The sequence below is a fragment of the Nakamurella panacisegetis genome, from assembly GCF_900104535.1.
Taxonomy (GTDB): Bacteria; Actinomycetota; Actinomycetes; order Mycobacteriales; family Nakamurellaceae; genus Nakamurella; species Nakamurella panacisegetis.
This window is the reverse complement of the sequence record NZ_LT629710.1, coordinates 1,818,511-1,841,917: the sequence shown is the minus strand read 5'-3', so window position 1 is coordinate 1,841,917 and position 23,407 is coordinate 1,818,511. Positions and strand designations below refer to the sequence as shown.

The following is a 23,407-nucleotide window of genomic DNA, read 5'->3' as shown; positions in this document are numbered from 1 at the left end:
CCACGTTCCCAAGGTCAAGAGTCTCCACCGGAGCCAGTGCGGTTCAGTTGGCGTGCAGAGCTGTTGGGCTCAACCGGTCCACCTACCAGCGCCGCCCGATCGCACAAACCCCCGCGGACCCGGACGCTGACCTGCGGGCCTGGCTGCGCCGCTACGCCACCCAGCACCCGCTGCACGGGTTCCGGCGAGCCTGGGCTGCGTTGCGGCACGACGAGGGCCGGCAGGTGAACAAGAAAAAGGTCCACCGCCTCTGGATGGACGAAGGACTGCAGGTCAGGATCTACCACCCCCGCAAACGCGTCGGCATCAACAGCGTCCCGCAGATCGCGGCGGACGCGCCGAAGGTGGTGTGGGCCATCGACTTCCAATACGACTCGACCGTCGACGGGAAGGCCATCAAGATCGCGTCGATGATCGACGAACACACCCGGCAGTCGATGCTGCACATCGTCGAGCGGTCGATCACCGCCGACCGCCTGGTCACACACCTGCAGCAGGCGTTCGACGAGTGCGGCGGCCCACCCCAGGTGCTGCGCATGGACAACGGCCCCGAGTTCATCTCCGATGCACTGCAGGACTTTTGCCGCAACATGGTCGGCCTGATCTACATCCCGCCCGGCACGCCCTGGAACAACGGGCACATCGAATCATTCAACAACCGACTCCGAAGGGAATGCCTGAACCGCAACCACTGGACGAACCTCCGAGAAGCCCGAGTGGTCATCGGCGACTTCAAGGAAGACCACAACCATCGGCACCGCCACTCGGCGCTGGGCTACCTCACACCCGCCGAGTACGGTGCCCAGTGCACCCACACCCACCAACCGGTGGGCTGTGAGATCGAACCATCAACCCCAAGGCTCTAGCACTGCCCGGCCTACAAAACGGGGACCTGCCACGCGGATCGCATCCTGAATCGCGTGCGAGGCCCCGGCCGGGCCACGAGCATCCGCCAGACCCGGACGCGGCCCCCGCAGGTAACCCCGGGCCACCGCCTGCCGGACGTTCTCCCCCTGCGTGCCGCGCCGCACATGACCGGCAGCGGTGCTCACGCAGATCCGCACGTCGCAGTCATGCAGATGGGTGGACCCTTCCGGCAACGGCCCGAGCACCAACGCCGACGCCGCCGCGTGCGGAGCGATGACCCGGCCCCGGCGACCGGCCTGCCACGTCCCCTCCCCCGCCGAGTACGGCACCCAGAACTTGCCGCGGGTTGCCATGAGCCCTACGTCGGGGCTTGGCCGCTCCAGAGACCCGGAAGGTCCGCTGGGTGGTTCATAGGTCGGCCAGCTGACCTTGAGGGTCCCAACCCTCGGGTTTCGGATGAAGAGAGCCCGAATCCCAAGGCATGCCGCGTTCGACCCACATCGCGCGCCACTCGTCATACGTGTAGCCCCGATCATCGTCGGTGACCCCGAACTCGAACCCACATGACCAACAGATCTCGTATGAGCCACCGCCCTCGTTCGTGCGCGGAAGCTCTGTCAATCCCGGATACCCACACACGGGGCATTTGTACCCGGCCGTCACTGAAGGACTCCCGGCTGCCGGCTCCAATAATCGGAGCTGGTCGGTTTGAAGTATGTCTTCGTCATTCCGCCTGGTCCATAGCTGCCGAAACTGTTCGTGGATGGATCGTAGATGCGGATCGTGCCATCCGAGCTGATCTTCGTCGGCAAGCTGCCCTGAAGTCCGCGCTGGAAGAACTCCGATGCCTGGTTTGCGTAGTCGGCCGGTGACGTGGCTCCGAAGTCAGCTCCGTGACGCGAGTAATGGTCGTCGAGCGTCTTTGCGTTGGCCCAGCTTTCTTCTGGTGGCAGTTTCAGGGTATTGGGTGCTGTTCCTGCGCCGCCACAGGTCCAGATGTTGGCGGCGCTGGTGTTGTCGGGTCGGGTTTGTCCGCCGGTGTGGCAGGAGTTGTCCAGCGTGGTGTTGATCGGTTGGACGGCGCTGCCTGCGGTTTGTGTGGGGTCGTTTTCGCAGGTTGCGGCGCATCCCGTTGGCTTCTTGGTGGGTACGGCCCCGTTGTTGCTGGCTTTGACGACGAGGTTGTTGTCGGCTGCTCTGGTGGTGGGTTGGTGGGGCTTGGTGATCGGTGTGCTGGTGGGGTCGTCCCAGTCCAGGGTGTGGGCGATGTTGGCTAGGACGTGGGCCCATTGAGCAGCTTTGCGGATGGTGAGTGCGGCGGACGCGGCGTCGTTGGCTGAGGATCCTGGGCCGCCTGTACCGCCATCACCGCCGCCGTCGCTGGTACCGGCGCCGCCGCCGTCAGGTCCGGTGTAGGTCGGGAAGGGGCCGCCGCAGAAGCCGCTGGAGCATCGGTCGTCCAGGACCGGCCCGTAGTCCGGTGGTGGGCAGTAGCCCTGGCTTTGGCAGCCCATCTGCTGGAGACCGTCGTCGCCGGTCCGCGGGCAGTAGCCCTGGCTTTGGCAGCCAATCTGCTGGGGGGCGTCGTTGCCGGTACCTGCGTCAGAGTTGTAGACGCCGTTGTGGTTAGACCACTTGGAGCTATCCCAGCTGGTCGCGTCGCCGCTGGAGGAGCCTCCGTCGCTGGAGCCGCCCGACGAGCTGAAGATGTTCACGAGGGCCGTGATGCCTGCGACCACTTGCGTGCCGGTTTCGACGGCGGCGCAGCCGACCCCCAGGCTTTCCAGGGCCACGCCCAGGCAGAGCGCTCCGCCCGTTTCTTCCTCGGAGGCGATCGTGGCTGCGGCGGTTCCGCCGCTGATGACGCCATTCAGCGCGCCGGGATTCAAGCTCGGCATGGTGCACAAACCGAGGTCGCACACGGACCAGTGTCCGTTGGTGTCGTTGTAGGTGAGGGGGTTGTTGTTGCCGTAGGTGTAGCGGTTGGTGGCGGCGGTGGGTGGTGCGGTGTTGGTGGTGGTGTCGCGGCTGTTGAAGGTGCCTTTTGCGGGTTTGTACCAGCGTGCGTTGGCGTTGACGTCGCCGGTGGTGGGGTCGGTGTATCCGCCTTGGTAGCCGACGACGGGTTGTTCGGTGCCGGTGGTGGCGGTGACGGTGCCCCAGGGGTCGAAGGTGCGGCTGGAGACTGTGCTGCCGGCGCGGGTGTAGCTGTCGATGATGTCGCCGTGTGGGTTCGCCAGGAGCATTTGGGCGACGCCGGCGGGTGACTTTTCGGCGATGGGGGTGCCGTCGGGTAGGTATTCGACGGTGGCGGTGCCGGTGCCGGCGAGGTTGTTGCTCAGGTCGTCGTAGGTCAGCGCCGTGGTGCTGGCCGGGGTGGTGACGGTGCGGCTGTTGGCGCGGCCGAGGGCGTCGTAGGTGAATGTGGAGGCGCCGTCGGTGGCTTGTTGGCCGAAGGCGTCGAAGGTGGAGGCGGTGGTCACGCCGCCGGTCTTGGAGGCGATGAGGTCGCCGGCGTTGTCGTAGGTGGAGGTGTTGCCGGAGCTGTCGGAGACCAGCTGGTTGCGTTGGTTGTAGGTGGAGGTTACCGAGTTGACAGCGGTGCGGTTGCCGGCCGGGTCGTAGCTGTAGGTGGTGGTGGCTCCGCCGGTGACGGCCCAGCTGGTCAGCCGGGAGGCGTTGTCGTAGCCGTAGGTGTTGGCTTTGCCGTTTTCGGTCTTGGAGGTGAGGTTGTTGTCGAGGTCGTAGCCGTAGGTGGCGGCGGTTGTGGTGCCGCCGGCGAAGTTGATCGCTGACAGTCCGGACATGCGGTCGAGTGAGTCGTAGGTCGCGGTGACCTTTTCGGCGGTGGCGTTGGCCGTGGTCTTGGTGGTGTAGCCGGTGGGTAGGCCGGCTGCGGTTGTGGTGAGGGTCAGGGTGATTTGGTTGATTGGGTCGAAGGCGGTGGCCAGGCGGTCGGCGTTGTCATAGGTGAACTGTTGGGTGCTGGCGGCGCCGATTTTCTGGTTGATGGTGCCGTCGCCGTTGTAGACGTAGCTGGAGTTCCCGGCCGGTCCGGCGGTGGTTTGGAGTTGTCCGCGGTCGTTGTAGGTGGTTGTTTCGGTCCCGCCGGGGGTGGAGAACGACGTCATTCGGCCGGAAAGGTCGAACCCGAATGTTCGGGCGGTGGTGCTGGCGGTGGCTCCGGAGCCGCTTTGGCCGGTGAGGTCGCCGAGGGCGTCGTAGGTGTTGGTGGTGCTGATGCCACCGGGTGAGGTGGTGCCGGAGACTTGGCCCAGGATGTTGTATTTGGTGACGAAGTTCCGGTCGGTGGGGTCGGCGGTGGTGGCCGGTTCGGTGACCGTTTCGGGCTGGTTCCACGGGGTGTAGGTGGTGGTGGTGATGTTGCCGTTGCCGTCGGTGAACTTCGTTCTGTTCCCGGCTGGGTCGTAGCCGTAGGCGACGGTCGTGGTGGTGGTGCTCGTCGGGTGCTGGGTGACCAGGGTGAGGTTGTCGTCGGCGTCGTAGGCCTGGTTGGTGATTCGGCCGGCGGGGCTGGTGATGGTGGTCGGTCGGCTTTTGGCGTCGTAGGTGATGCCGGTGGTGGCGGTGGTGTTTCCGTGGGCCACGGCGGTGGCGGTGAGAGCTCCGACGAGGTTGTAGGTGTTGGTGGTGACGATGCCGTCGGGGTTGGTCGTTGTCACGGTCCGGCCGGCCAGGTCGTAGGTGTTGGTGGTGGTGTGTCCGGCGGGGTCGACGAAGGTCAGCTGGTCTCCGGCTGCGTCGTAGGTGCCGGTGGAGGTCTTACCTTCGGGGGTTGTTTGGGCGGTGAGGTTGCCGGCGTCGTCGTAGGTGTTGGTGGTGGTGTAGTTGACCTGCGGGAAGGACGTTCCGGCGATGGTGGCGGACCGTTCGACGGCGGTGGCGGTCAGTTGGCGTCCGAGACCGTCGTAGGTGGCTTTGGTGGTGACTCCGACTTGGTTGACGCTCTGGATGAGGTTGCCGTCGCGGTCGAAGCTGTTGGTGGAGACGCCGGCCGGGTTCGTACCGACGGCTGGGTCGGTTTTGGTGATCGCTGACCCTTGTGGGTTGTAGGTCAGGGTGGTGACACGTCCGGCGGCGTCGGTGTAGGTGGAGGCCCGACCCATGTCGTCGTAGCCGGTGGTGGTCACTGACACCAGCGGAGATCCCCCGACGGGGGTGTAGGTCGGGGCGGTGACGGTGGTCGGCTGTCCCGAGGTGTTGTAGGCGGTGGTGGTGATGTTGCCGTCGGGGTCTTTGATTTCCGTCGTGTCGCCGAAGCTGTCGTAGCCGCTCTGGCTGGTCGGGGTGGTCGTGGCGGTGGTGCTGTTGCGGAAGGTGGTGATCGAGGGGGCCGCCGCGGTGGTCCTCTGGCCCAGGGCGTCGTAGGTGTACGTAGACACGGCTCCGGCCGGGTCCGTGGAAGAGGTGACCAGTTCGCGGACGTCGCGGACCACCGTTGTTGTTTGGTTGCTGCTGGCGCCGTGTTTGGCGGCGGTGAGGACCTGACCGGCGTCGTCGTAGGTGTAAGTGGTTGTTTCGGTGCGGCCCGAGGAGGTCGCGCCGGTCCGGGTGACGGTGACCGCGTGGGAATCGGCGTCGAAGCTGTTGGTGGTGACTCGTTTGATCCCGGAAGGGTCCAGGGTGGTGGAGGCGACGTTGCCGGCTGGGTCGTAGGTTGCGACAGCGCTGACCCCAGAAGCGGTTTGCGCTGTGAGGTGCCCGGCGGTGTCGTAGGTGTCGGACTCCAGGACGATGTCGTGGGTCGCGCCGGCCGCGTTGGCGACATTCTTGGCCGTCACCGTGGCGAGCAATTCGAACGGCGTGTAGGTGTACACCTTTTGATTGCCGGCGGCGTCGGTCTGGTTGGCCAGCAGCCCGGCCGGGTCGTACTGCTTGACCCCGGTGATCAGGCCGCTCGCGGTGGGGTCCTGCGGGTCGACACCGGTTCCGGTGAGGGTGGTGCTGGTGGGCAGGTGCCGGTCGTCGTAGGTGGTGGTGGTGACAATCCCGTCGGGGGCGGTGGAGGTGGCGAGGTCGCCGCCGCCGGTGTAGGTGTAGGTGGTGACCAACCCGGCCGGGTTGGTGGTGCTGGCCAGCTGGTCGTGGCTGTTGTAGGTGTTGGTGGTGATTCGGTCTGGGTCGGATCCGATGGCGTCGTGGGCGGTGACGACGAGGGGGTTGCCGTCGTTGTCGTAGGTGGTGCTGGAGACCAGTTGGTGCTGTGATCCGGTGACCGCATCGGTCGTCTTCGCGGTGGTGGTGGAGGTCAGGTCGTTGACGGCGTCGAATGTGTACGTCGACGTGCCGATCAACGTCGATCCGTTGTAGGTCGATGTCGAGGTTTTGCGGCCCAGTCCGTCGTAGGTGTAGCGGGTGATCAACCCCGAGGGGGAGGTCACCTGATACAGGTCACCGTTGTGCAGATACTGGTAGGAGGTGACCTGGTTGCGGGCGCCGACCGTCTTGAGCAGCAGGTATTTGGGGATGGTTCCGGTGTCGGCGGCCGCTTCGGTGCCGGCGCTGTAGGTGTTGCTCACCACCGGAGCCGCAGTCTGCCCGGATGGGGTCGGGTAGGTGGTGGTGAGCACGTCACCGATGGCGTCGATGGCGTTGCTGACTTTGTAGGTCGCGTCCGAGGCAGAGGTGGCGCGACCGTCGCTGGTGGTCAGTTTGGTGCCGTTGCGTGGGTCCAGCGGATTGCTGGCGTTCCAGTAGTAGGTGGCGTAGTTGATCGTGGTCAGGACCGAGTTGGGGGGCCGTACCGACGTTTGGATCGGGTTTCCGTGGCTGTCGTAGACGTACTGGGTGGTCAAGCCATCCGCGTCGGTGGTTGCCAATAAGAGTCCGGATGTGTCGTAGGCCCAGCTTTGGGTGCCGTGGGGGTCGACGCGGCTGATGATCTGACCGCCGCGGGACATGTCGAAGTAGTAGTTCACCGAGTTGGCTGGGGTGGTGGCGGTGGTGCTGATCTTCGCGAGTTCCGAGCCGCCGCCTACCCCGTTGGGGTAGGTGACGGTGGACGTCGCGCCGTTGTGGTCGACCAGAGTGGCGACCCGCGGTTCGGCGGTGTCGTAAGTGATGGCGGCGAACTGCCGGTTGCTCTGCGGCAAGGTGACGGTCGACAGCATCGGGACGGGAGTGCGGGCGGCGTACTCGGCGGTGATCTGACCGCTGGTCAACGGCGTGGCGAACAACGCGAAGTCGCTCATCCGTCCGCTGAAGAACCCCTGTCCGGCCGGGGCCGCCGCCGCTCCGGTGGAGGTGCCGGCGCCGACGCTGACGTAGGTCAGGCCGGTCAGGTCCGTCGCGCCGACGGCGGTGCCGGCGGCTTGACCGTCCACGTACAGGGTTTGCCGGCCGCCACCGACGACCAGGGTCGCCAGGTGCCAGGTGTTGTCGGTGACCGCCGCGGTCGTGGTGATCGTCGAGGGGGTGACACCGGCGGCCTGCTGCTCCCCGGCGTGCAACTTCCCGTCGGTGCCGACGTAGAGGATCGGGTCCGACGCGGTCGGCGTCGACCCGGACACCGGCTGATCCTGCGCCGAGAGGATGACCCCGGCGGTGGATGTATTGAACCAGACCTGCACGGTTTGCCCGACGTACTTCGACAGGGCCAGGGTGCCCAGGGTCAAATAGCCGCTGGTGCCGTTGAACAACGCAGTCGGCGCCGTTGACTGGGTCAGGGGTGTGTCGGCGGCGTTGAAGGTGACCCCGCCGACGGCGGCGGAGTTGGTGGCGACCCCGGTCGGGTCCTGGCCGGTGTCCCGGTTGCTGCCATCGAGGCGCCAGTAGTCCATCGGCGCGCCGTCGCGGACCGCGTTGGGGAACTGATTGCCGCTGGTGTACGCGTAGGTGGTGCAAGGTGTGCCGGGCAGCGGCGAACACACAGCGGTGAGGGTGTCCCCGCTGTAGGTGTAGCTCCAGGTCAGCCCGGTTCCGCCGGTGGTGACCGGGTCGGTGGTCACCGCGGTGACGTGACTGCCTGTCCAGGTGTAGGTGATGCCGCGGCCGCTGGTCGAATTCTGGATGCGGGTGACGTGGGTGCCGGTGTAGGTCAGGGCGATCTGGTGGCCGGCGGCATCAGTGATCGAGGTGAGGTTCCCGGTGGCGCTGAACGTGCGGATCGACCCGCCCGAGTCGGCCAGGGAGTAGGTGCCGTTGGCGTTGGCGACCAGCCGTTCGGTGCGGCCCTGCGGTGGGCTGAACGTGCCGTCGGCGAGTTTCCCCCACCGGGCGGCGGTGCCAGAGCCGTCGGAGGTGACGATGTTGCCGGAACCATCGGCGTCCACCGCCAAGTGGGAGTCGACCAGGTTGGACCACCCCGCCCCGAACGCATGAATACCGGTGTCCAAAGAGTTGTAGGTGCGGGTCACGTTCACGCTCGGGCCGGCGCCGTTGACGGTCACGTCGGTGGCCGAGGTGGTGTAGTTGCCGGTCGCCGGATCAACGCCGGGAGTGGTGACCCCGGTGGGCTGCGTGCCCAGCCGCAGGGCGTTCCACGGCTGCGGGATCAACGTGTGGAACTGCATCCACGCCATCGTCGCGACGGTGCCGGTCGGGTCCTTCACCGACGCCGACCACAAAGCGGTCGCCCCCCAGGGGACCGCGTTGTTGGCAACCTGGTAGGTGTTCTTGCTGATCCACCCCGAGTCGGTGCAGGTGGTGGGTGTCGCCGCCGGGCACACCTTGAAGTCGTACAGCAACGTCGACGTCGCATCATCCGGGTCTGACGCCCCGATGAACAACGTCGGGCTCAGCACCGACGTCTCACCGTTCGGCGCGGTCAGGTTGATCACCGGCGCCGCATCCGGGACGGTGAAACTGATGGTGCCCAGCGGAGTGCCGTCAGCGGTGTGGAACGACGTTCCATCCGGGCGTTGCATGTCCACGGTGATCGTGTAGGTGCCGTGCCCAAGCTTCGGGATCGGCAACACCACATGGCCGACCGCACCCGCCGCGGCGGTGACCGCCACCGGGGTGACGGCCGCGCCGGCCGGGTTCCCGGCGGAGTCCTTGATCGAATAGGACAGTTTGTAACCCGCGCCGGCGGCCCAATCGGTGCTGCCGGTGTTGGTGACATCGACGTTCACCGATCCGGTGGCGGCCGGCGACGGCAAGGTCAGGGTGGTGGCGTTGTAGGTGGCGTTCTCCGTGGCGTAGGTGATGACCAGATGTGGCGCGTTGTCGATATTCCCGTCGTAGGAAGCGAACTTCTTCCAGGAGTCCGAAGACGCTCCCGACGGGTAGGTCACCGCGAAACCGTTATAGGTCGAAGGGTTGTTCGCCCAGCTGGCAACCTGAGCGGGATCGAGCGAGAACTTCACCGCCGCAGGGTCCTTACACGGAGACGTCCCGGATCCGTCATCCCATCCGTGCGCGACTGTCTGCGACGCCAGCACCGTGGGCGCCAGAGCGGGCCCCGGCCAGACGACGGTCGACCCGGTCCAAGCGTTCGCCGAGCCTTCGGCGACGGCCTGGATGTCGACCTCTTCCGGAGTGCAGGAGGAGGACCACACTTCGTCCAGCTCCAGCTGCGCCGAGCTGATCGTCTGCCCGGCAAGAGAACTTAGCGGGATGTGTAGCAAGGAGATCGTGGCCTCGCCGCTCCCGCCATCGGGCGGCACCGGCCCGACTGCCAGGTACTGCTCAGCACCGGACAGGCTGGACGGCCCGGGGCCGGCGTGGGAGTTCGACGAACCTTCCTGGATCCACGTGTCGTCCTCGTCGTCCTTGACGGTCACGCTCGGATCGACGGTCACCGGGAACTTGCGAGCAGGGTCCAACAGCCACTTCCGGTCCAGCGCAACCCCGAGCGACCAACCGGCCCCTGTTCTGGTGATCGTGTACGTGACGCCCCAGGACCCGGCCGGCAGACCCGAGTGCACACCCCTGGTCGAATCGAACATGTACCCAGCCGGGATGGTCGCCACCAATGAACCGTCGGCCCGCCGGAACTCCACCGACCCTCGGGTGGTGACGACAGGAGTCACCCCGGCGGGGACACTCAACGGGAAGCTGAACTGCTGCTGCGCGGTCGCCGCATTCAGGATGATCGACTCTTTGATGCCCGATGCCGTCGGCCGGGCAACCAGGTCGACGTCCGGCAGGATCCCGCTGTAGACCGCAGCGCCAGTGGAACTGTCAACCTTCGCCGCCGACGCGCCATCGACGCCGTAGGACAGCACGCCGCCACCCACCGCGAGAGACGCCAGCTTCACGTCATCGGCCAACGCCGCAAACGAGGCCGGCGCACCCGACGGACCGGTAGCCCAACGCCCCCCGGTCAACCGCAACGACTCATCTACCGGGACCAATGCGCCGGCCGGGTTCTTGACGAACACCTGCCGCGCGTAGGTCAACTTGGAAGTAGTCCCGTCGGGGTTGGCGAAAGTCTGCGAATCCACGGTCCGATCGGCCGTTCGCTCACGGCTCTTACCAGGCACAAACCCTGTCGGGCCAGGCTTCGCCGTCGGTGCCGCCCATCCTCCGGCCGGTCCGGCCTGAACAACCGTCACCACAGGCCGGTCTCGTTCCGGCGGCACCACAGCAGCACCCTTTGTGCCGGCGACGGCAACCGAAGCGTCACCGCCGATCCGCACCGCGTGTCCAGTGCCAGTCTTCGGAGCGTTCGCTGACCCACCATGAGGATCCGGGGCCGGGAGCGTCACCGGCGCCACGTCCACAGGGGCCCCCAACACAGGTGAAGCGGCAGCCAGCGACTGCGTCGACAGCACCAATGTCGCCGACAGCAACACCGCCACAACGGCCCGACCGCGACCCCACGCAAGGCGGATCGCCCTTCTGTGGACGCGCGAAAACGACGATTGACCAACCATGAGACGGTGTCCTATCCAGACGGGCCGAGGCGCACGGACGTGAATCCGAACCAGCGACCAGACCGTAACTGCAGCTAACCATGTGGTCAATGTGAGAATCGCCTAGGCAAAACCTCTGCACCCACGGAGCGAAGCCTCAATAGCGACATGGCGTTTCAAAACGGACACCCGACCGGGGTACTGACGAACCCGACAACTTCTCACTTCACTGCCTGTCATCTGGCGGGAGAGAAGCCGGGGGGAAAATCGGTCAAATGTGCGTAAATCGGACCGGCATAGCCTGTTGGCCATCAAGAAGGGAGCGAACAGCCACCCGAAGGGGTGATGTCACGAAGAGCGGTCGTCCACACCGGGACCGGCGGGCCGGCCTTCGCAGCAGCGCCGCGCCGATCGTGGCCGCGGTGTCCAAGACGTTCACCGCGGACTACGCGGCCGCGCCGCCGCCGGTAGTGAGCTGATCGATCAGGCGCGCTCGGGTCACCTGCGAGGCGTTAACGGTATGACCGATGATCCCCTCGCCCTGTTCGCCGACGGCTCTACCCGCAGGAAGTAGAGCTACGCAAGGGCCCATTGCGCAATTGCCGTGGAGCCCACATCGCCACTCTGTTGGACTTATCGGTTTATGACAGCTTCCTTGCCGGCACCCTCTGTCTGGCCAGTTCACGGCCAATTGCGCCTCGCCTCAAGGGGATGGGAGGCCGGAAGTCACTGCTCGCCGCTTGTGAGCATGCACCTTGCGGAACGCCGGGCAGCCTGCGGTCAAGCGCACTGGGTGTGGTCACCTGTGGTGGCCCCAGCTGAGCCCTTGATCGGCATGAATTCTGGCCCCGGCTGAGGTGGTGCCCGGGTCTGCTCGGTGGGGGCGGTGTGTCGGCACGAATATTGGCCCCACCTTGTTCTGCGATGTTCACGTCGGTTGTTGCTGCGACGTGAAGGTCGGTCAGGGATGCGATCACGAGTGGAACTGTTCGAAACGATCCGGAAGGACCGGACACGGGAGGACCTGTCGATCCGGGAGTTGGCGGACCGGCATCATGTGCACCGCCGGACGGTGCGCCAAGCGTTGGAGGCGGCGGTACCGCCGCCGCGGAAGGTCTATCCGCCGCGGCTGCAGCCGGCGATTGCGCCGTGGACCGCGGTGATCGACGGGTGGTTGGAGGCCGACAAGCTCGCCCCCCGCAAGCAGCGGCACACCGCCCGGCGGGTCTGGCAACGGCTGATCGCCGAGCACCAGGCGGCAGTATCGGAGACGACGGTGTCCCGCTATGTCGCCCGCCGACGGGTCGAGTTGGGCCTGATCCGGGTGGAGGTGTCGGTGCCGCAGACGCACCTGCCGGGGGCCGAGGCGGAGGTCGACTTCGGCGAACTGTGGGCCGGCACCGGCGGGACGCCGGTGAAGTTGTGGATGTTCGTGATGCGACTGTCCTGCTCCGGCCGGGCCTTCCACGTCGTGTTCGCCACCCAGGCTCAGGAGGCGTTCCTGGAGGGACACGTGTTGGCGTTCCAGCACTTCGGGGGTATCCCAGGCCGGATCCGCTACGACAATCTCAAACCCGCAGTGACCCGGGTCTGCAAAGGTCGGGACCGGGACGAGTCGGAGCGGTTCATCGCCCTGCGCAGTCACTATGGCTTCGATTCCTTCTTCTGCATTCCTGGCATTACTGGCGCTCACGAAAAGGGTGGGGTGGAGGGTGAGATCGGCCGGTTCCGCCGCAACCACCTGGTTCCCGTCCCGGCCGCGGCGTCGCTGGCCGGGTTGAACGAGCTGGTCCGCGCCGCGGACCTGGCCGATGAGAACCGCGTCATCACCGGCCGGCACTGCACAATCGGCGCGGCCTTCGAGCTGGAGAAACTCACCCTGCTCCCAGTCCCGACGGAGCCGTTCGACCCGGCCCGGCTACTGACGGCCCGGGTCGACTCCAGGGCCAGAGTGTCGGTGCGGCAATCGTTCTACTCTGTCCCTGCCCGCTACGCCGGACGCCGGTTGACGATCCGGCTGTCCGCCTCCGCAGTGCAGATTCTCGATGGATCCGCCATGATCGCGGAGCACGAACGGGCCGTCGGCCGGCTCACCGAGTGCCTGGTTCTGGATCACTACCTGGAGATCCTGAAGATCAAACCCGGTGCGCTGCCCGGAGCAACCGCACTGGTCCAGGCCCGCCGCAGCGGCGCGTTCACCGCCATCCACCAACGATATTGGGACGCCCGTCCGGACGGCGAAGGGCGACGCCGCCGGCACCCGCGCGCTGGTGGAGATCTTGCTGGCGCCCCGGTCGATGCCCGCCGCGGCGCTGACGGGTGCGATGGACCGCGCCGTCGCCGGGTCGGTGCTGGATCCGGCCGCAGTGATCATCGACGCCCGCACCCACACCGTCAACCACATTGCGCCGGTGGTGCCGATCGGGGCGTTGTCCCGATACGACCGGCCCGCACCGACGTTGACCGCCTACGATCAACTGCTGATCGGGAGCCGACCATGACCACGACCACGTCCACCGTCGATGCGGCGGCGCAAGCCTGCATCGGGGCCGCTGCCCGCGAACTTCATCTGCCGACCGTCCGCACCGAAGCGGTCCGGTTGGCCGAGATCGCCCTGCGAGAAAGGCAATCCCACCTGGGGTACCTCGCCGAAGTGCTGGCCGCGGAGGTCGATGACCGGTCCGAACGGCGCCGGACCCGCCGGATCAACGACGCCCACTTCCCCCGGCTGAAGCGCCTCGCCGACTTCAAGGTCGAGCAGGTCCCCGGCCTGCAACCGGCGCAGCTGGCCACCTTGGCCAAAGGTGGTTACCTGGCCGCCGGTGAACCGGTGGTACTGCTCGGGGACTCCGGGACCGGCAAGTCGCACCTACTCATCGGTCTCGGGTTGGCGGCCTGCGAACAAGGCCGCCGGGTCCGCTACGTCACCACCGCCCAACTGGTCAACGAACTGGTCGAAGCCGCCGACGAACGAGTTCTGTCAAGGGTTGTCGGACGCTACGGCCGTCTGGATCTTCTCCTTCTCGATGAGGTCGGATACGTCAAAATCGACCCCAGAGGGGCCGAGTTGCTGTTCCAGGTGATCACCGAACGGGAGGAACGGGCCTCCATCGGATTGGCAACAAATTTGCCGTTCAGCGAATGGGGATCGGTGTTCACCGACGCCCGCCTCGTCGCGGCCATCGTCGACCGCGTCACCTTCAACGCCCACATCATCGAAACCGGCAGCCAGTCATACCGTCTCGGCAGCAAGACCAAGCCGCAACCGACATAGCGGAGCCAACAAACCTCAAACTGGCCGGGCCATCAGATCGCGACTCGCCACCGCCAATGAGGCGACATCGTCCCACCGAGGGTGATCAAGACAGTCCCGATCCGGGCTGCCGACAGGAACGTCCCCAAGAACGACCAATACAGCCTCGACAACGAGGCTGATAGAAGCCGCCTCGGTCTGATCCCGCAGAATCAAGCCAATCTCCTCTTCTGGCGGATGGTGATCCCACCAAGTGTCATCAATGAGCCAATGAACGGCATTTGTTAGATCGGGCCAGTCCGAGACGTTGGCGTGGTTGATCGTTGCTAGCCGGTCAAGAGCCGCGATCACGTCGAGTCGACGCCCCGTCCAGGCCACCTCCTGTTCCGGCATGTCCGACCGTCCCTCCATCAACCCATCCGGAAACCGATGGGTCCCCTGCGTCCACCCCAAGCATCAAGCAGTGCGCTCCAGCCGGTCCAACCGGGGCCAGAATTCGTGGCGACGGGTGGGGCCACAAGTCTTGACGAAACGCAGCGCACCGAAAGTGCAGCCCAAGTGGTCGCCGAGCTGAAGAGACGGGTGTCGGTGCAGCAGGCAACCGGAAGCCAGTCATCGGACGAGCGGAAGCACCTATGACCACGAGCTGCCGATTCGAACACGTTATAGCGGTAGTGAACCGCACTGGGTCTGATGGAGGCTCTGATGTGCCCCGTGGTTCCCGGAGTCGGACCAATTGAGTCAGGCCACGGGCTGTTCTGAAGCTTGAACGATTTCATACTGAACGGGGGTGAGCATGCCAAGGGCGCTGTGTCGTCGTTGGCGGTTGTGGAAGATCTCCAGGTACTCGAACAGTGCGGTGGCCAGTTCGAGGCGGGTGCGCCATTTGCGGCGGTCGAGCAGCTCGGTTTGCACCCTGCCCCAGAAGGACTCGATCACCGCGTTGTCATAGCAATCACCGATGGACCCCATCGAGGCGACCAGCCCGGACTCCCTGGCGCGGCGGGTGAACGCCCAAGACGTGAATTGCACGCCATGGTCGGAGTGGATCACTGCGCCGGCCGCAGGTTTGCGGTTCCCGATGGCCATGGACAGGGCGTTGGTCACCAGCGTCGAGGTTTGCGAGCTGTCGATCGACCAGCCCACGACCCGCCGGGAGAAGACGTCCAGCACCACGGCGCAGTAGATCTTGCCCTCGCGGGTGGGATGTTCGGTGATATCGGTGACCCACAATTTGTTCGGTTCGGTGCGGCTGAACTTGCGGTCCACCAGGTCGGTCGCCGTTGGCGTCTGATGCACCTGCTTCGGTCGCTGGTTTCCTGGGAGTCCTTTGATGCCAGCGGCTCTCATCAGGTACTCGACGGATCCGTGACCGACTTTGATCTGCTGACCCAGGGTCAGTTCGGCGTGGATCCGACGGGCTCCGTAGACCCCGCGGAACGTCGTGTGGATCTGCAGGATCTGTTCGGTCAACCACACGTGGCGGACGGACCGGGCAGACGGGACCCGTCCGCGCCATTCGTAGAATCCGGATTCCGACACGTCCAGCACGCGGCAGCTGGCCTGCACGGAGTGACCTTCGGAGGCCATCACGGAGATGGCCTCGTACCGCCTTTTGGGGGCACCGCCGCCTTCAGCAGCTCAGCGGCACGTTGGTGGATCGCCAACTCGGCCTCTAGCTCCTTGATCCGCCTTTTCGCGGCGATCAGCTCCGTGTTGTCGGTCGACGTGATGCCCGGCTTCAAACCCGAGTCGATCAGATCCTGCTCACGCCAGTTGTAGATGGTCTGATCACTCACGCCCAGGTCGAAGGCCACCTGCGCCACGGACTTGCCGGCCTTCACCAGATCGAGCACACGCCGCCGGAACTCGGGGGTGTATTTCATCGGATCTCCTTCGGGATCGAGATGGCCTCAGTCTGCCAACTCGACTCCGGGAACCACGGGGCACATCAGAGTCTCCACCGGAGCCAGTGCGGTTCAGGTGTTGGCTCTTTGGGCGTTGACGGAAGGCGTCAGTTCAGCGTTCCGCTTGCGGTTCGTCTACTGGTGGTCGGCCGCGACCCGAGGCTGCGGTTTCTGGCGGTGCAACGGCGCGTGCCCCTTGCGCCACCCCGACATGTGGATCCGCTGGTTACCAGCGCGTCCGGTCCCAGCCCGCGCCTACTGAGGATTGGTGGTTCGCCGCCTTGGCCGCGGATCGTATGGTGGTCGACGTGACTCAGGAAACGCTGGCCGAAGGATTGCTAAGGCTCGGGGTGCCAGCGGGCATCCTGGTCGATTTTCCAGATCTTCCAGCCGACGTCCGCGGACTGCTGGTATACGGGAGTCAGGCACGTGGCGACGCGGTGGCTGGCTCGGACCTCGATCTTCTGGCACTCGTAGGAACGCCCATGCCGAGCACTTACGCCGGCGACGTGAACGTCAGCTATTACACAAGCGAGCAACTAACGACCGGCATCGGCACCCTGTTCGGCGCTCATCTCAAACGTGACTCTAAGATCGTCTGGGATCCCGACGGCCTGCTAGCCGCTGCCGTCGAGACGTTGGGCGAGGTCGACACCGCCCGCTTACTTCGCCGCGCATGGCAGATGTCCGAGCTCTTTGTGACACCGAAGTACGACCTACCGAAGTACCTTCCAGGGTTACTACGAGAGGCTCGGTACCTGCTGCGCAGCTGCCTTTATGCTCAAGCTATCGCCGCCGGCAACCCGTGCTTCTCGGTACGGGAGCTCGCCCGCCGGTACAGCGACCCGAAACTCACCTCCCTCTTGTCATCGCGACACCCGGGGCCCGCGTCTCTTGAGGACTTGAATGAGTGTCTGGATCGACTGCGGCTGATCATTGGTGAGTTCCCATCGAGCGAGAGTGGTTCACTCGAGGCCACTATCGTCAATGAATGGGGGCGGCCAGGTGACTTGCTGTCGATGGCCTTCCTAGCGTTGGGCATCACGGGACAGGGTACGGACTACGCCGAAGTGGAGAAGATCTTGTTATGAGTAGCGAGCTCGCCTTCGTTGGCGACATTCACGGCAACCTACGTGCCGTTCAGGGGTTGTGGGCCGCTCTCGTCCGGTGCAGCGTGCCGCACACGGTCTTCCTCGGGGACCACATCAACAAGGGCGCGCAATCTGCCGACGTCCTAGAGAAGCTCATTTCCTACGCAGACGCGGGGCGTGCCACCCTGCTGTCCGGAAACCACGAGGCAACGCTCCTTGATGCGCTCGACCGCCGGGACTTGAGTGCCTTCCTGAAAATGGGTGGTGCAATGACCATCCGATCCTACGTGCGGGGGCGGGTGGGGCCTGACGTCCTCGCGGAATTCGAGGCCAGGCTTCCACCCAACCACGTCGAGGCACTTCGCCGCATGCCGCTGACGTACGAGACGGAAAGCCTCATTGCGCAACACATTCCCTCGCGTCCATCTACGCCCAAGTTCCGCATCAGCGCGCACGTCCCCGTCGGCGACATTCCGCGCATCGGGCACCGCTCGGCCCAACTGGACACGGGCTGCGGAACCAAATTTGGACGACTGACCGCGCTTCTGTGGCCTTCCCTTGACTACATCCAAGTTGACAATCAGGGCGAAGTCATCCGCTGAGCTGACGGCCATCAGGAGGCGGGCAGGCGGTCGAGGAGCCACTTCGCCTTCTCTGCGCCGCGGGCATTTTCCATTGATTCATTCAGAGCGAGGCAGGCGCGCGCGTGCTCTTCAGCCTCCGTGCGCCGGCCCGCCGCACGGCAGCATTGGGCGAGCAGCAGCAACGAGATGGCCTCACCGTTTTTGTTCGCGATCTGACGGTTCACTGCAAGCGCCCACTCCGCCTGCGGGATGCCCTCTTCGGGGCGACTCTGTCGAAGACGTACCTGGGCCGCTAGTACGCCGGCGTTTGCATGCAAACTAGACGGCGGTGTACCACGCAAGGTCAGGACCACCTCGTCCGCGTATCCGGCCGCGGTAGGCAGGTCGTCGGCAGCGATCTCGAGTCGCGCAAGGTTGATCAGGGATTGGCACACCTCATGGTCGCGGCCGGCGTCGCGCCTCATCTGTAGCGCCGCCTCGAAGTTTCGCCGAGCGCCCGGCAGGTCTTCGACCTTCATGTACGCGAGTCCGAGATCATCCTGGATACGGCAACGGATCACTTGTGCGTAGGCGTCGTTTCCGGTCAGCAAGGTCAGCGCGCGCTCAAGCCGTCCAATGGCATCAAGGTAGCAACCTTGATCGTTCAGCACCCTTGCTTGGGCAGAGAAAGCGTCCGCCGCTAGCGCGGAGTAGAGCAGGCCGTCTTCGGCAAAGTAGTCGATCGCATTCTGCGTTTGCGTGTATGCGCCTTCTAAATCGCCGGCCCGGCGAAGTACCCTCGCATACGCCAATTTCTCGACAGGACCACCCAGGGCTGCGGACTCCCGCAGCAAGGCGCGGCCAGTATCAGGCTGGCCAAGCTCGACCAATTTCTCGCCGCGTAGTCGCAAGTTCGCCGCGCGAAGCACGTCCTTCCCCGACGACGGCATCAGATCGACGTGTCTTGGGGTCTTCGCGCCAGCGAGTTCCTCCCACGATCTGAGACGATCGGCCAGCTTCACCTTCAGATCCCGCAGGTCGGTGATCGACTCGAACATCACTGAGTACGTGTTGATAATGTTCTGCCGCAACGTAAGGATTCGGTTGTCAGGGGCCGGGTCTTTGACAAAACCAACCCACAGATCTCTCATCGGCTGCTCGGCCTGTCCGAGCTCGAGCAGTCCAGTGAAGAGCTCTTCTTCGGTACCAGAGGTGTAACCCCACGTGCTACCCGGCGTGCTACCCCAAGCGTTCTTGAACAAGGCGATCATAAAGTGGCTCTCAGCGATCAACTCGTCGATCGCCTCCTGAGCTCGACGCACGGTGCCTCGCACTTGATTCCACTCGACGACCTCGTACCTGATGCCGTTAGCACCTTCGCTGCGGGCGTTGTGCTCGTCAACGCACGCGCGTACAGCTGCGCGCTCATCCACTAGATCGCCAGGAGTAGCGAGGAAAATTCGGAGCGGCAGCGGGTCAACCATGTACGGACGATAGCTGTTCGTGGCCCCTTCGTCACATGAAGCTTGCCAACCCGCACCCTGAGAAACGGGTGGGTCCCCTTGCGGGGGCGCGCCCGTTCCCGATTTGCATCCTTCACCGACCGTCGACTGCACGCAGCCCTCCACTCCACCCGCGTGCACGACACGAACGGTCGGCGATCACGTCGAAATTCAGATCGCCGCCCGCCGGCAGAGCACGCACATGGTGATCTACGCCGAGTGGCGCATCCCAGAGACGTTGCGGCCAAAGGGATCACTGAACATACCGGTCGTCTCCCAGAGCTGGGGATTCACCACCGGGGAGTAACCTGATCCCCATGACAGCCGCCGAACCCCTGGAGGTCATCTCCCCCGGGACCGTGGGCCCCACCCAACGGCCGGCTCCCCGGCTGGAACTGGCTGCCGGACGGATTCGCCGCCGTCCCCCAATTCGACCGACTTCCCCGATGGCTACAACTCTGGGTGAAACTTCCCCTCCTCGACCGCTACGGCTACCCGCAGGCCTGGCAACGCGGCGGCTTCATCATCACTAACCAGACAACGCTGAGCCACACATCCAGCTGACGCAACCGAAGCCACCGAGCGCGACGGTTCTCCGATGGTCCCCACCAACCCCGACCCGCTACTTGTCGGTATATGACAGCTTCCTTACCGTTACCCCTACTTCCACGGAACTGGTCGATCGCCAAGCCCGAGAAGGCTGCCTCTTAGTACCCGAAGGTTCCCGGTGACTCCGCAGCTCAGCCTGGAATGTGCCGGGATACTGCTACCGGAGATCGCCAGATGGTTCATGCCCGTCGCTGCCACTTGAACGGCGAGGCCCAGGATGGAGATACCGGTTGTGTGGGTTAGCTGGGCTATGACCTGGCGGCAGCTTCGAAGCAGATCCGCCCGGCCTACGGGTTGGTCGCCGGTGTACCCGGTGCCGAATATCTCGCCGCGATGGTCTGCGCTGCAGATGGTTGGGCCACTATCGGTACCGGCTAAGTCCGATCCGGACATGCACACACCGATTTGGTTGGCCTCCTGCCCGGTACGCAACGCGTCGTGGATGGAGTCCTTGTAGCCGGGCCGGACTGCGGCGTGGGACTGGGGGTGGGCGTCGCCCGGCGGGTAGACGACGCAGGCCAGCCAGTGTTGACCTGCGGCGCGTTGACGGCTCGACGGCGCCGCGATTGCCGTGGCGAGGAGCAGTTGTGGATACCATCACTCAAACAAGGGGGTCGGTTCATCGCCGTGCATCGGGATCCCGACGTACCGGTAGGCCGCAGACTGGCAGGCCGAGGCCGCATCTGGATCAGCCGTTGCTTCTGTCCTGTGCGGGGACGGGTCATTGATCATGGCGCTGATTTCGCCGTATCGAACGCCTCGGCAGTCAGAGATTTCCATCTGTGAGTATTCGCCGCTGCCGAAGGCGTTCGACCCTGACGTGATCGGATCGGTGACACAGTTCCCGAGCGTTGGCGGGCTCGGCACAGGAACAGCTTGGGCGGCGCCGGTGATCGTTCGTCCGATCAAGTTCGGCGCCGCCACTGCTGCCAGCAACGCCAAGCCGATCAACAGCAGCCCGTAGCTGCGCGAGTTCGGTCGAGACGTCCACCCGATCATGTGGCCAGCGCGTCTGTGAATCCCGATGGGTCACCGCTTTCGACGGGATGTGCGGTTACCTGGGTTGATTCTGACACTGGAGTTGTACGCCCCTGCGTTGTCGCGCTGAAAGCCCTCGACAGGGTCGACCGTACCGTTCGTTCGATCGCCGATCCAGACCTGCGTCGCGGTGAAGTTGAAGCCGTCCTGGCCGGGGCTGCGCCAGTCGAAGTCGACCTGGGAACCGCTGCTCAGGGTGTGGTAACCGGGCATCACGACGGCGGAGAAGTGCGCCCAGCAGCCACCCGGTGTGTCCGTGGAGTCGATGACCCCCCAGCCCTCGTCCGTGTGCCATTCTCGGACGGTTCCGAAGGTCATCGCTCGCTCACTCTCAGATGATCAGCATGATGTAGGAGAACAGGGACTGCCGACGAGAGTGTAGCTTCCGTAAATCTGAAGGACACTGTCCTTTGTTGCATTCGGCGATGTGCGCCACGTGAAATAGTCCTGATACGCCACGTGATCGTAGTCCTTCGCGGCGACGGGGGCCGTGATAGTAATCAAGGCAACTTGCCGTATGACCCAGTTGGATAACTGTCTTTCCGCCGTTCACAACCAGGCCCATGCCTTGCTCTTTGAATAGACCGTTATACGACGTCGCGCACAGCGCTGCGGAGACTTTATACCCCCATGGCGCTGTGCTACTGCCGCAGGCGTGCTGAATCGTGTACGTGCCGGCCGAATCGGAGAACGAATACAGCTTGTTGCAATGGATAATGGCACCTTGCGGACCAGTCCCGGGCGCGGCCAGCGGACGAACCTTCGCGGACTCGTTGGACGTGTGCTTGGTGGTGGTCACCGCGCCATTGGGCGACACCAGGGTCAATGACGATCCGTATTCGAAAGTCCCGTTCGTCGGCGCAATCGGACGAGGAGCAGATGGTGTTGCATTGCCATCGGCGGCGGAAGCGGGAATGGCTGCTCCGAAACATGTGACGATTGCGGCGAGGACGGCAAGCAGCGATTTTCACGGCTTCACTGGTGAAATCCCCCTTTGATCGACGATGACGATCCCATCTTGGACACCCGTCGTCGGCGATGTCAATAGCTGGCTTCACCTGATTTGGCCGCGTCCACCCCACTGGTGACGGGTTCCGCGGCCGACGCGGGGTCTCGCTGGTCACCGGAATCGGCCTGCTGATCGTCGGTGGGTTCGCCCTCTACACCGGCGACGCCGTGAAGGTGCTCGAGCAGCTGCCCGCCGGGTCGGTGCACTGTGTGGTCACCAGCACGCCCTACTTCGGTCTCCGCGACTACGAAGGCCAGCCCGAGCAGTTCGGCGCCGAAGATCAGTGGTGGACTGGTGAGGTGCAGGGCGGGATGTGCAGCGGTTCGTCGCAGACTGCGTAACAGTAGGTTCGGTGTCCTACGAATCTTCGATGAAAACGCACGGCGCCCAGCCCTCCGTTTCAGAGGGACGCGCAGTCGGTCGGTGACCTTCCAAAGGCGCATCCATGGGTGAGTCGATCGGATGCACGGCCCGGACCGTCGGCGGACTTCCTACCGGGTTCGACGATTTAGCGAATCCAGGAGAGTGACGGTCGCCGCTGGCAGATCTCGGTCGTACACAATGCCCCCATCGAGCTGCCTTGCCAGCTCGAGCAAGGCGTTGCGCCCATTCCGGCACTTGTCGCGCTGCCGGACCTGCCCCGGTCGACGGGCACGGCGGTGACCCGAACGTTGGAGGCGATCTGCTCTTCGATGGCCAGGGAGACGCGACCGTGCTCGACCCGTGGGAGAAGGTCGATCTGATCTATCGGTGATCACGCCTGTGACGGCTCTTCCAGCCGTCACAGGCGCGCTCCGCACCGGGGTTAGGGCGCAGCGCGCCGTTGCCGACGGACAGGTCAGTCTGCAGGTTGGTCGCTGTGAGGAAGGTGTCAGACGGCGAGGCGGCCACCGTCCACGGGTAGCACGGCGCCGTGGATGAAGCTGGCCTGGTCGGTGGCCAGGAATGCGATGGCGGCGGCGATCTCCTCTGGCCGGCCGGGGCGACCCGCCGGTCCCCCTGCTGCCAGTTGGTCCAGCGCGTCACCCATGGGAATGGTGCCCTCGGTGCGGGTGGGGCCGGGGCTGACGGCGTTCACGCGGACGCCGGCGGGACCGAATTCGGCGGCCCAGGACTTGGTCAGCAGGACCAGGGCGGCCTTGCTGGCCCCGTAGAGGCCCATTCCTGCCATACCCAGCGTCGACACCATGGTCGTGACGTTGATGATCGCGCCGTGGCCGCGGTCGGCCATCGCAGGGGCGAGGGCGGCGACGAGCAGGTAGGGCGCCTTGACGTTGATGGCGAAGACTTCGTCGATCTGCGAGGCCGGGGTATCGGCGGTGGCGCCGAAGGGGAAGATGCCGCCGTTGTTGACGAGGATGTCGACGTGGCCGCGGCCCACCTCGGCCGCATGGGTGGCAAGTGCGCGCACGCTGCGCTCGTCGCCGAGATCGGCGGCGGCGAAGTCCGCCGTCCCGCCCGCGGCGCGGATGCCGGCGACGACGGCGTCGCCGCGTGCCTTGTCTCGCCCGGACACGATGACGTGCGCTCCGAGGGCGGCCAGGTGGTCGGCCGTGGCTTTGCCGATGCCGCTGGTGGAGCCGGTGATCAGGGCGGTGGAGCCGGTCAGGTTGGTGGTCATGAGAACCTCTCGCTTAGTGGAGTGAACGCTCCAAACTATGACCCCAGAGGTTTGGAGTGTCAACTCCAGAAAAGAGGTAAGGTTGAGCGCGTGGACCAGCTGACAACCGACCGGGAGAAAGGTCGCAGG

The 23,407-nt window shown here is 65.0% G+C and carries 13 protein-coding genes and 2 pseudogenes; 8 read left to right on the top strand and 7 right to left on the bottom strand.

The annotated features are described in order from the left end of the window. The first annotated feature begins 47 nt into the window (after positions 1-47). The gene (locus BLS97_RS08110) at positions 48-866 is read left to right on the top strand and encodes an IS3 family transposase (RefSeq protein ID WP_157695292.1); all 819 of its coding nucleotides are present in this window, start codon (positions 48-50) and stop codon (positions 864-866) included. Positions 867-1,526: 660 nt separating this feature from the next. Here BLS97_RS08110 and BLS97_RS24180 read toward each other — a convergent pair. Beyond that, complete coding sequence (locus BLS97_RS24180) at positions 1,527-10,274, bottom strand: RHS repeat-associated core domain-containing protein (protein ID WP_172832237.1); 8,748 nt, start codon at positions 10,272-10,274, stop codon at positions 1,527-1,529. A 1,378-nt stretch (positions 10,275-11,652) separates the two neighbouring features. Here BLS97_RS24180 and istA point away from each other — a divergent pair. Both istA and istB read left to right on the top strand, forming a co-directional pair. Next, a pseudogene (gene istA, locus BLS97_RS08095) lies at positions 11,653-13,186 on the top strand (IS21 family transposase). Continuing rightward, a complete protein-coding gene (gene istB, locus BLS97_RS24465; protein ID WP_090475530.1) occupies positions 13,183-13,959 on the top strand; it encodes an IS21-like element helper ATPase IstB in 777 nt (258 codons plus the stop codon). Before istA ends, istB begins: the two are co-directional and overlap by 4 nt. A gap of 15 nt (positions 13,960-13,974) precedes the next feature. On the opposite strand, the gene BLS97_RS08085 is transcribed toward istB, so the two are convergent. Further along, on the bottom strand, positions 13,975-14,331 hold the full coding sequence (locus tag BLS97_RS08085; protein ID WP_157695291.1) for an SCO4402 family protein: 357 nt from the start codon (positions 14,329-14,331) through the stop codon (positions 13,975-13,977). Positions 14,332-14,679: 348 nt separating this feature from the next. After that, a pseudogene (locus BLS97_RS08080) lies at positions 14,680-15,824 on the bottom strand (IS3 family transposase). Between the two features lie 329 nt (positions 15,825-16,153). On the opposite strand from BLS97_RS08080, the gene BLS97_RS08070 reads away from it, so the two are divergent. Together BLS97_RS08070 and BLS97_RS08065 are read left to right on the top strand one after the other, a co-directional pair. After that, positions 16,154-16,936 (top strand): nucleotidyltransferase domain-containing protein, encoded by a 783-nt coding sequence (locus BLS97_RS08070; RefSeq protein WP_197676467.1) that lies wholly within the window; start codon positions 16,154-16,156, stop codon positions 16,934-16,936. Beyond that, on the top strand, positions 16,933-17,538 hold the full coding sequence (locus BLS97_RS08065; protein WP_090475525.1) for a metallophosphoesterase: 606 nt from the start codon (positions 16,933-16,935) through the stop codon (positions 17,536-17,538). The genes BLS97_RS08070 and BLS97_RS08065 overlap by 4 nt, the downstream gene beginning before the upstream one ends. 11 nt (positions 17,539-17,549) lie before the next feature. On the opposite strand, the gene BLS97_RS08060 is transcribed toward BLS97_RS08065, so the two are convergent. Continuing rightward, entirely contained in the window at positions 17,550-18,983 is a 1,434-nt protein-coding gene (locus BLS97_RS08060; RefSeq protein ID WP_090475524.1) for a tetratricopeptide repeat protein, read from the bottom strand. A gap of 1,351 nt (positions 18,984-20,334) precedes the next feature. Between BLS97_RS08060 and BLS97_RS08055 the strand changes: the two genes are divergently transcribed. Beyond that, on the top strand, positions 20,335-20,574 hold the full coding sequence (locus BLS97_RS08055; protein WP_172832236.1) for a hypothetical protein: 240 nt from the start codon (positions 20,335-20,337) through the stop codon (positions 20,572-20,574). Positions 20,575-20,639: 65 nt separating this feature from the next. Here BLS97_RS08055 and BLS97_RS08050 read toward each other — a convergent pair whose 3' ends face one another. Together BLS97_RS08050 and BLS97_RS22800 are read right to left on the bottom strand one after the other, a co-directional pair. Then, positions 20,640-20,966: a cold-shock protein gene (locus BLS97_RS08050; protein WP_090475522.1), complete on the bottom strand. Its 327-nt coding sequence runs from the start codon at positions 20,964-20,966 to the stop codon at positions 20,640-20,642. Positions 20,967-20,979: 13 nt separating this feature from the next. Beyond that, on the bottom strand, positions 20,980-21,447 hold the full coding sequence (locus BLS97_RS22800) for a hypothetical protein (protein WP_157695290.1): 468 nt from the start codon (positions 21,445-21,447) through the stop codon (positions 20,980-20,982). On the opposite strand from BLS97_RS22800, the gene BLS97_RS22795 reads away from it, so the two are divergent. Next, positions 21,437-21,646 (top strand): hypothetical protein, encoded by a 210-nt coding sequence (locus tag BLS97_RS22795; RefSeq protein WP_157695289.1) that lies wholly within the window; start codon positions 21,437-21,439, stop codon positions 21,644-21,646. The genes BLS97_RS22800 and BLS97_RS22795 overlap by 11 nt on opposite strands. A 178-nt stretch (positions 21,647-21,824) precedes the next feature. Next, positions 21,825-21,998, top strand: a complete 174-nt coding sequence (locus BLS97_RS23415; protein WP_197676466.1) for a hypothetical protein — start codon at positions 21,825-21,827, stop codon at positions 21,996-21,998. A gap of 530 nt (positions 21,999-22,528) precedes the next feature. Here the strand turns inward: BLS97_RS23415 and BLS97_RS08045 are convergent. Beyond that, the gene (locus tag BLS97_RS08045; RefSeq protein ID WP_090475521.1) at positions 22,529-23,278 is read right to left on the bottom strand and encodes an SDR family NAD(P)-dependent oxidoreductase; all 750 of its coding nucleotides are present in this window, start codon (positions 23,276-23,278) and stop codon (positions 22,529-22,531) included. Between the last annotated feature and the right edge of the window lie 129 nt (positions 23,279-23,407).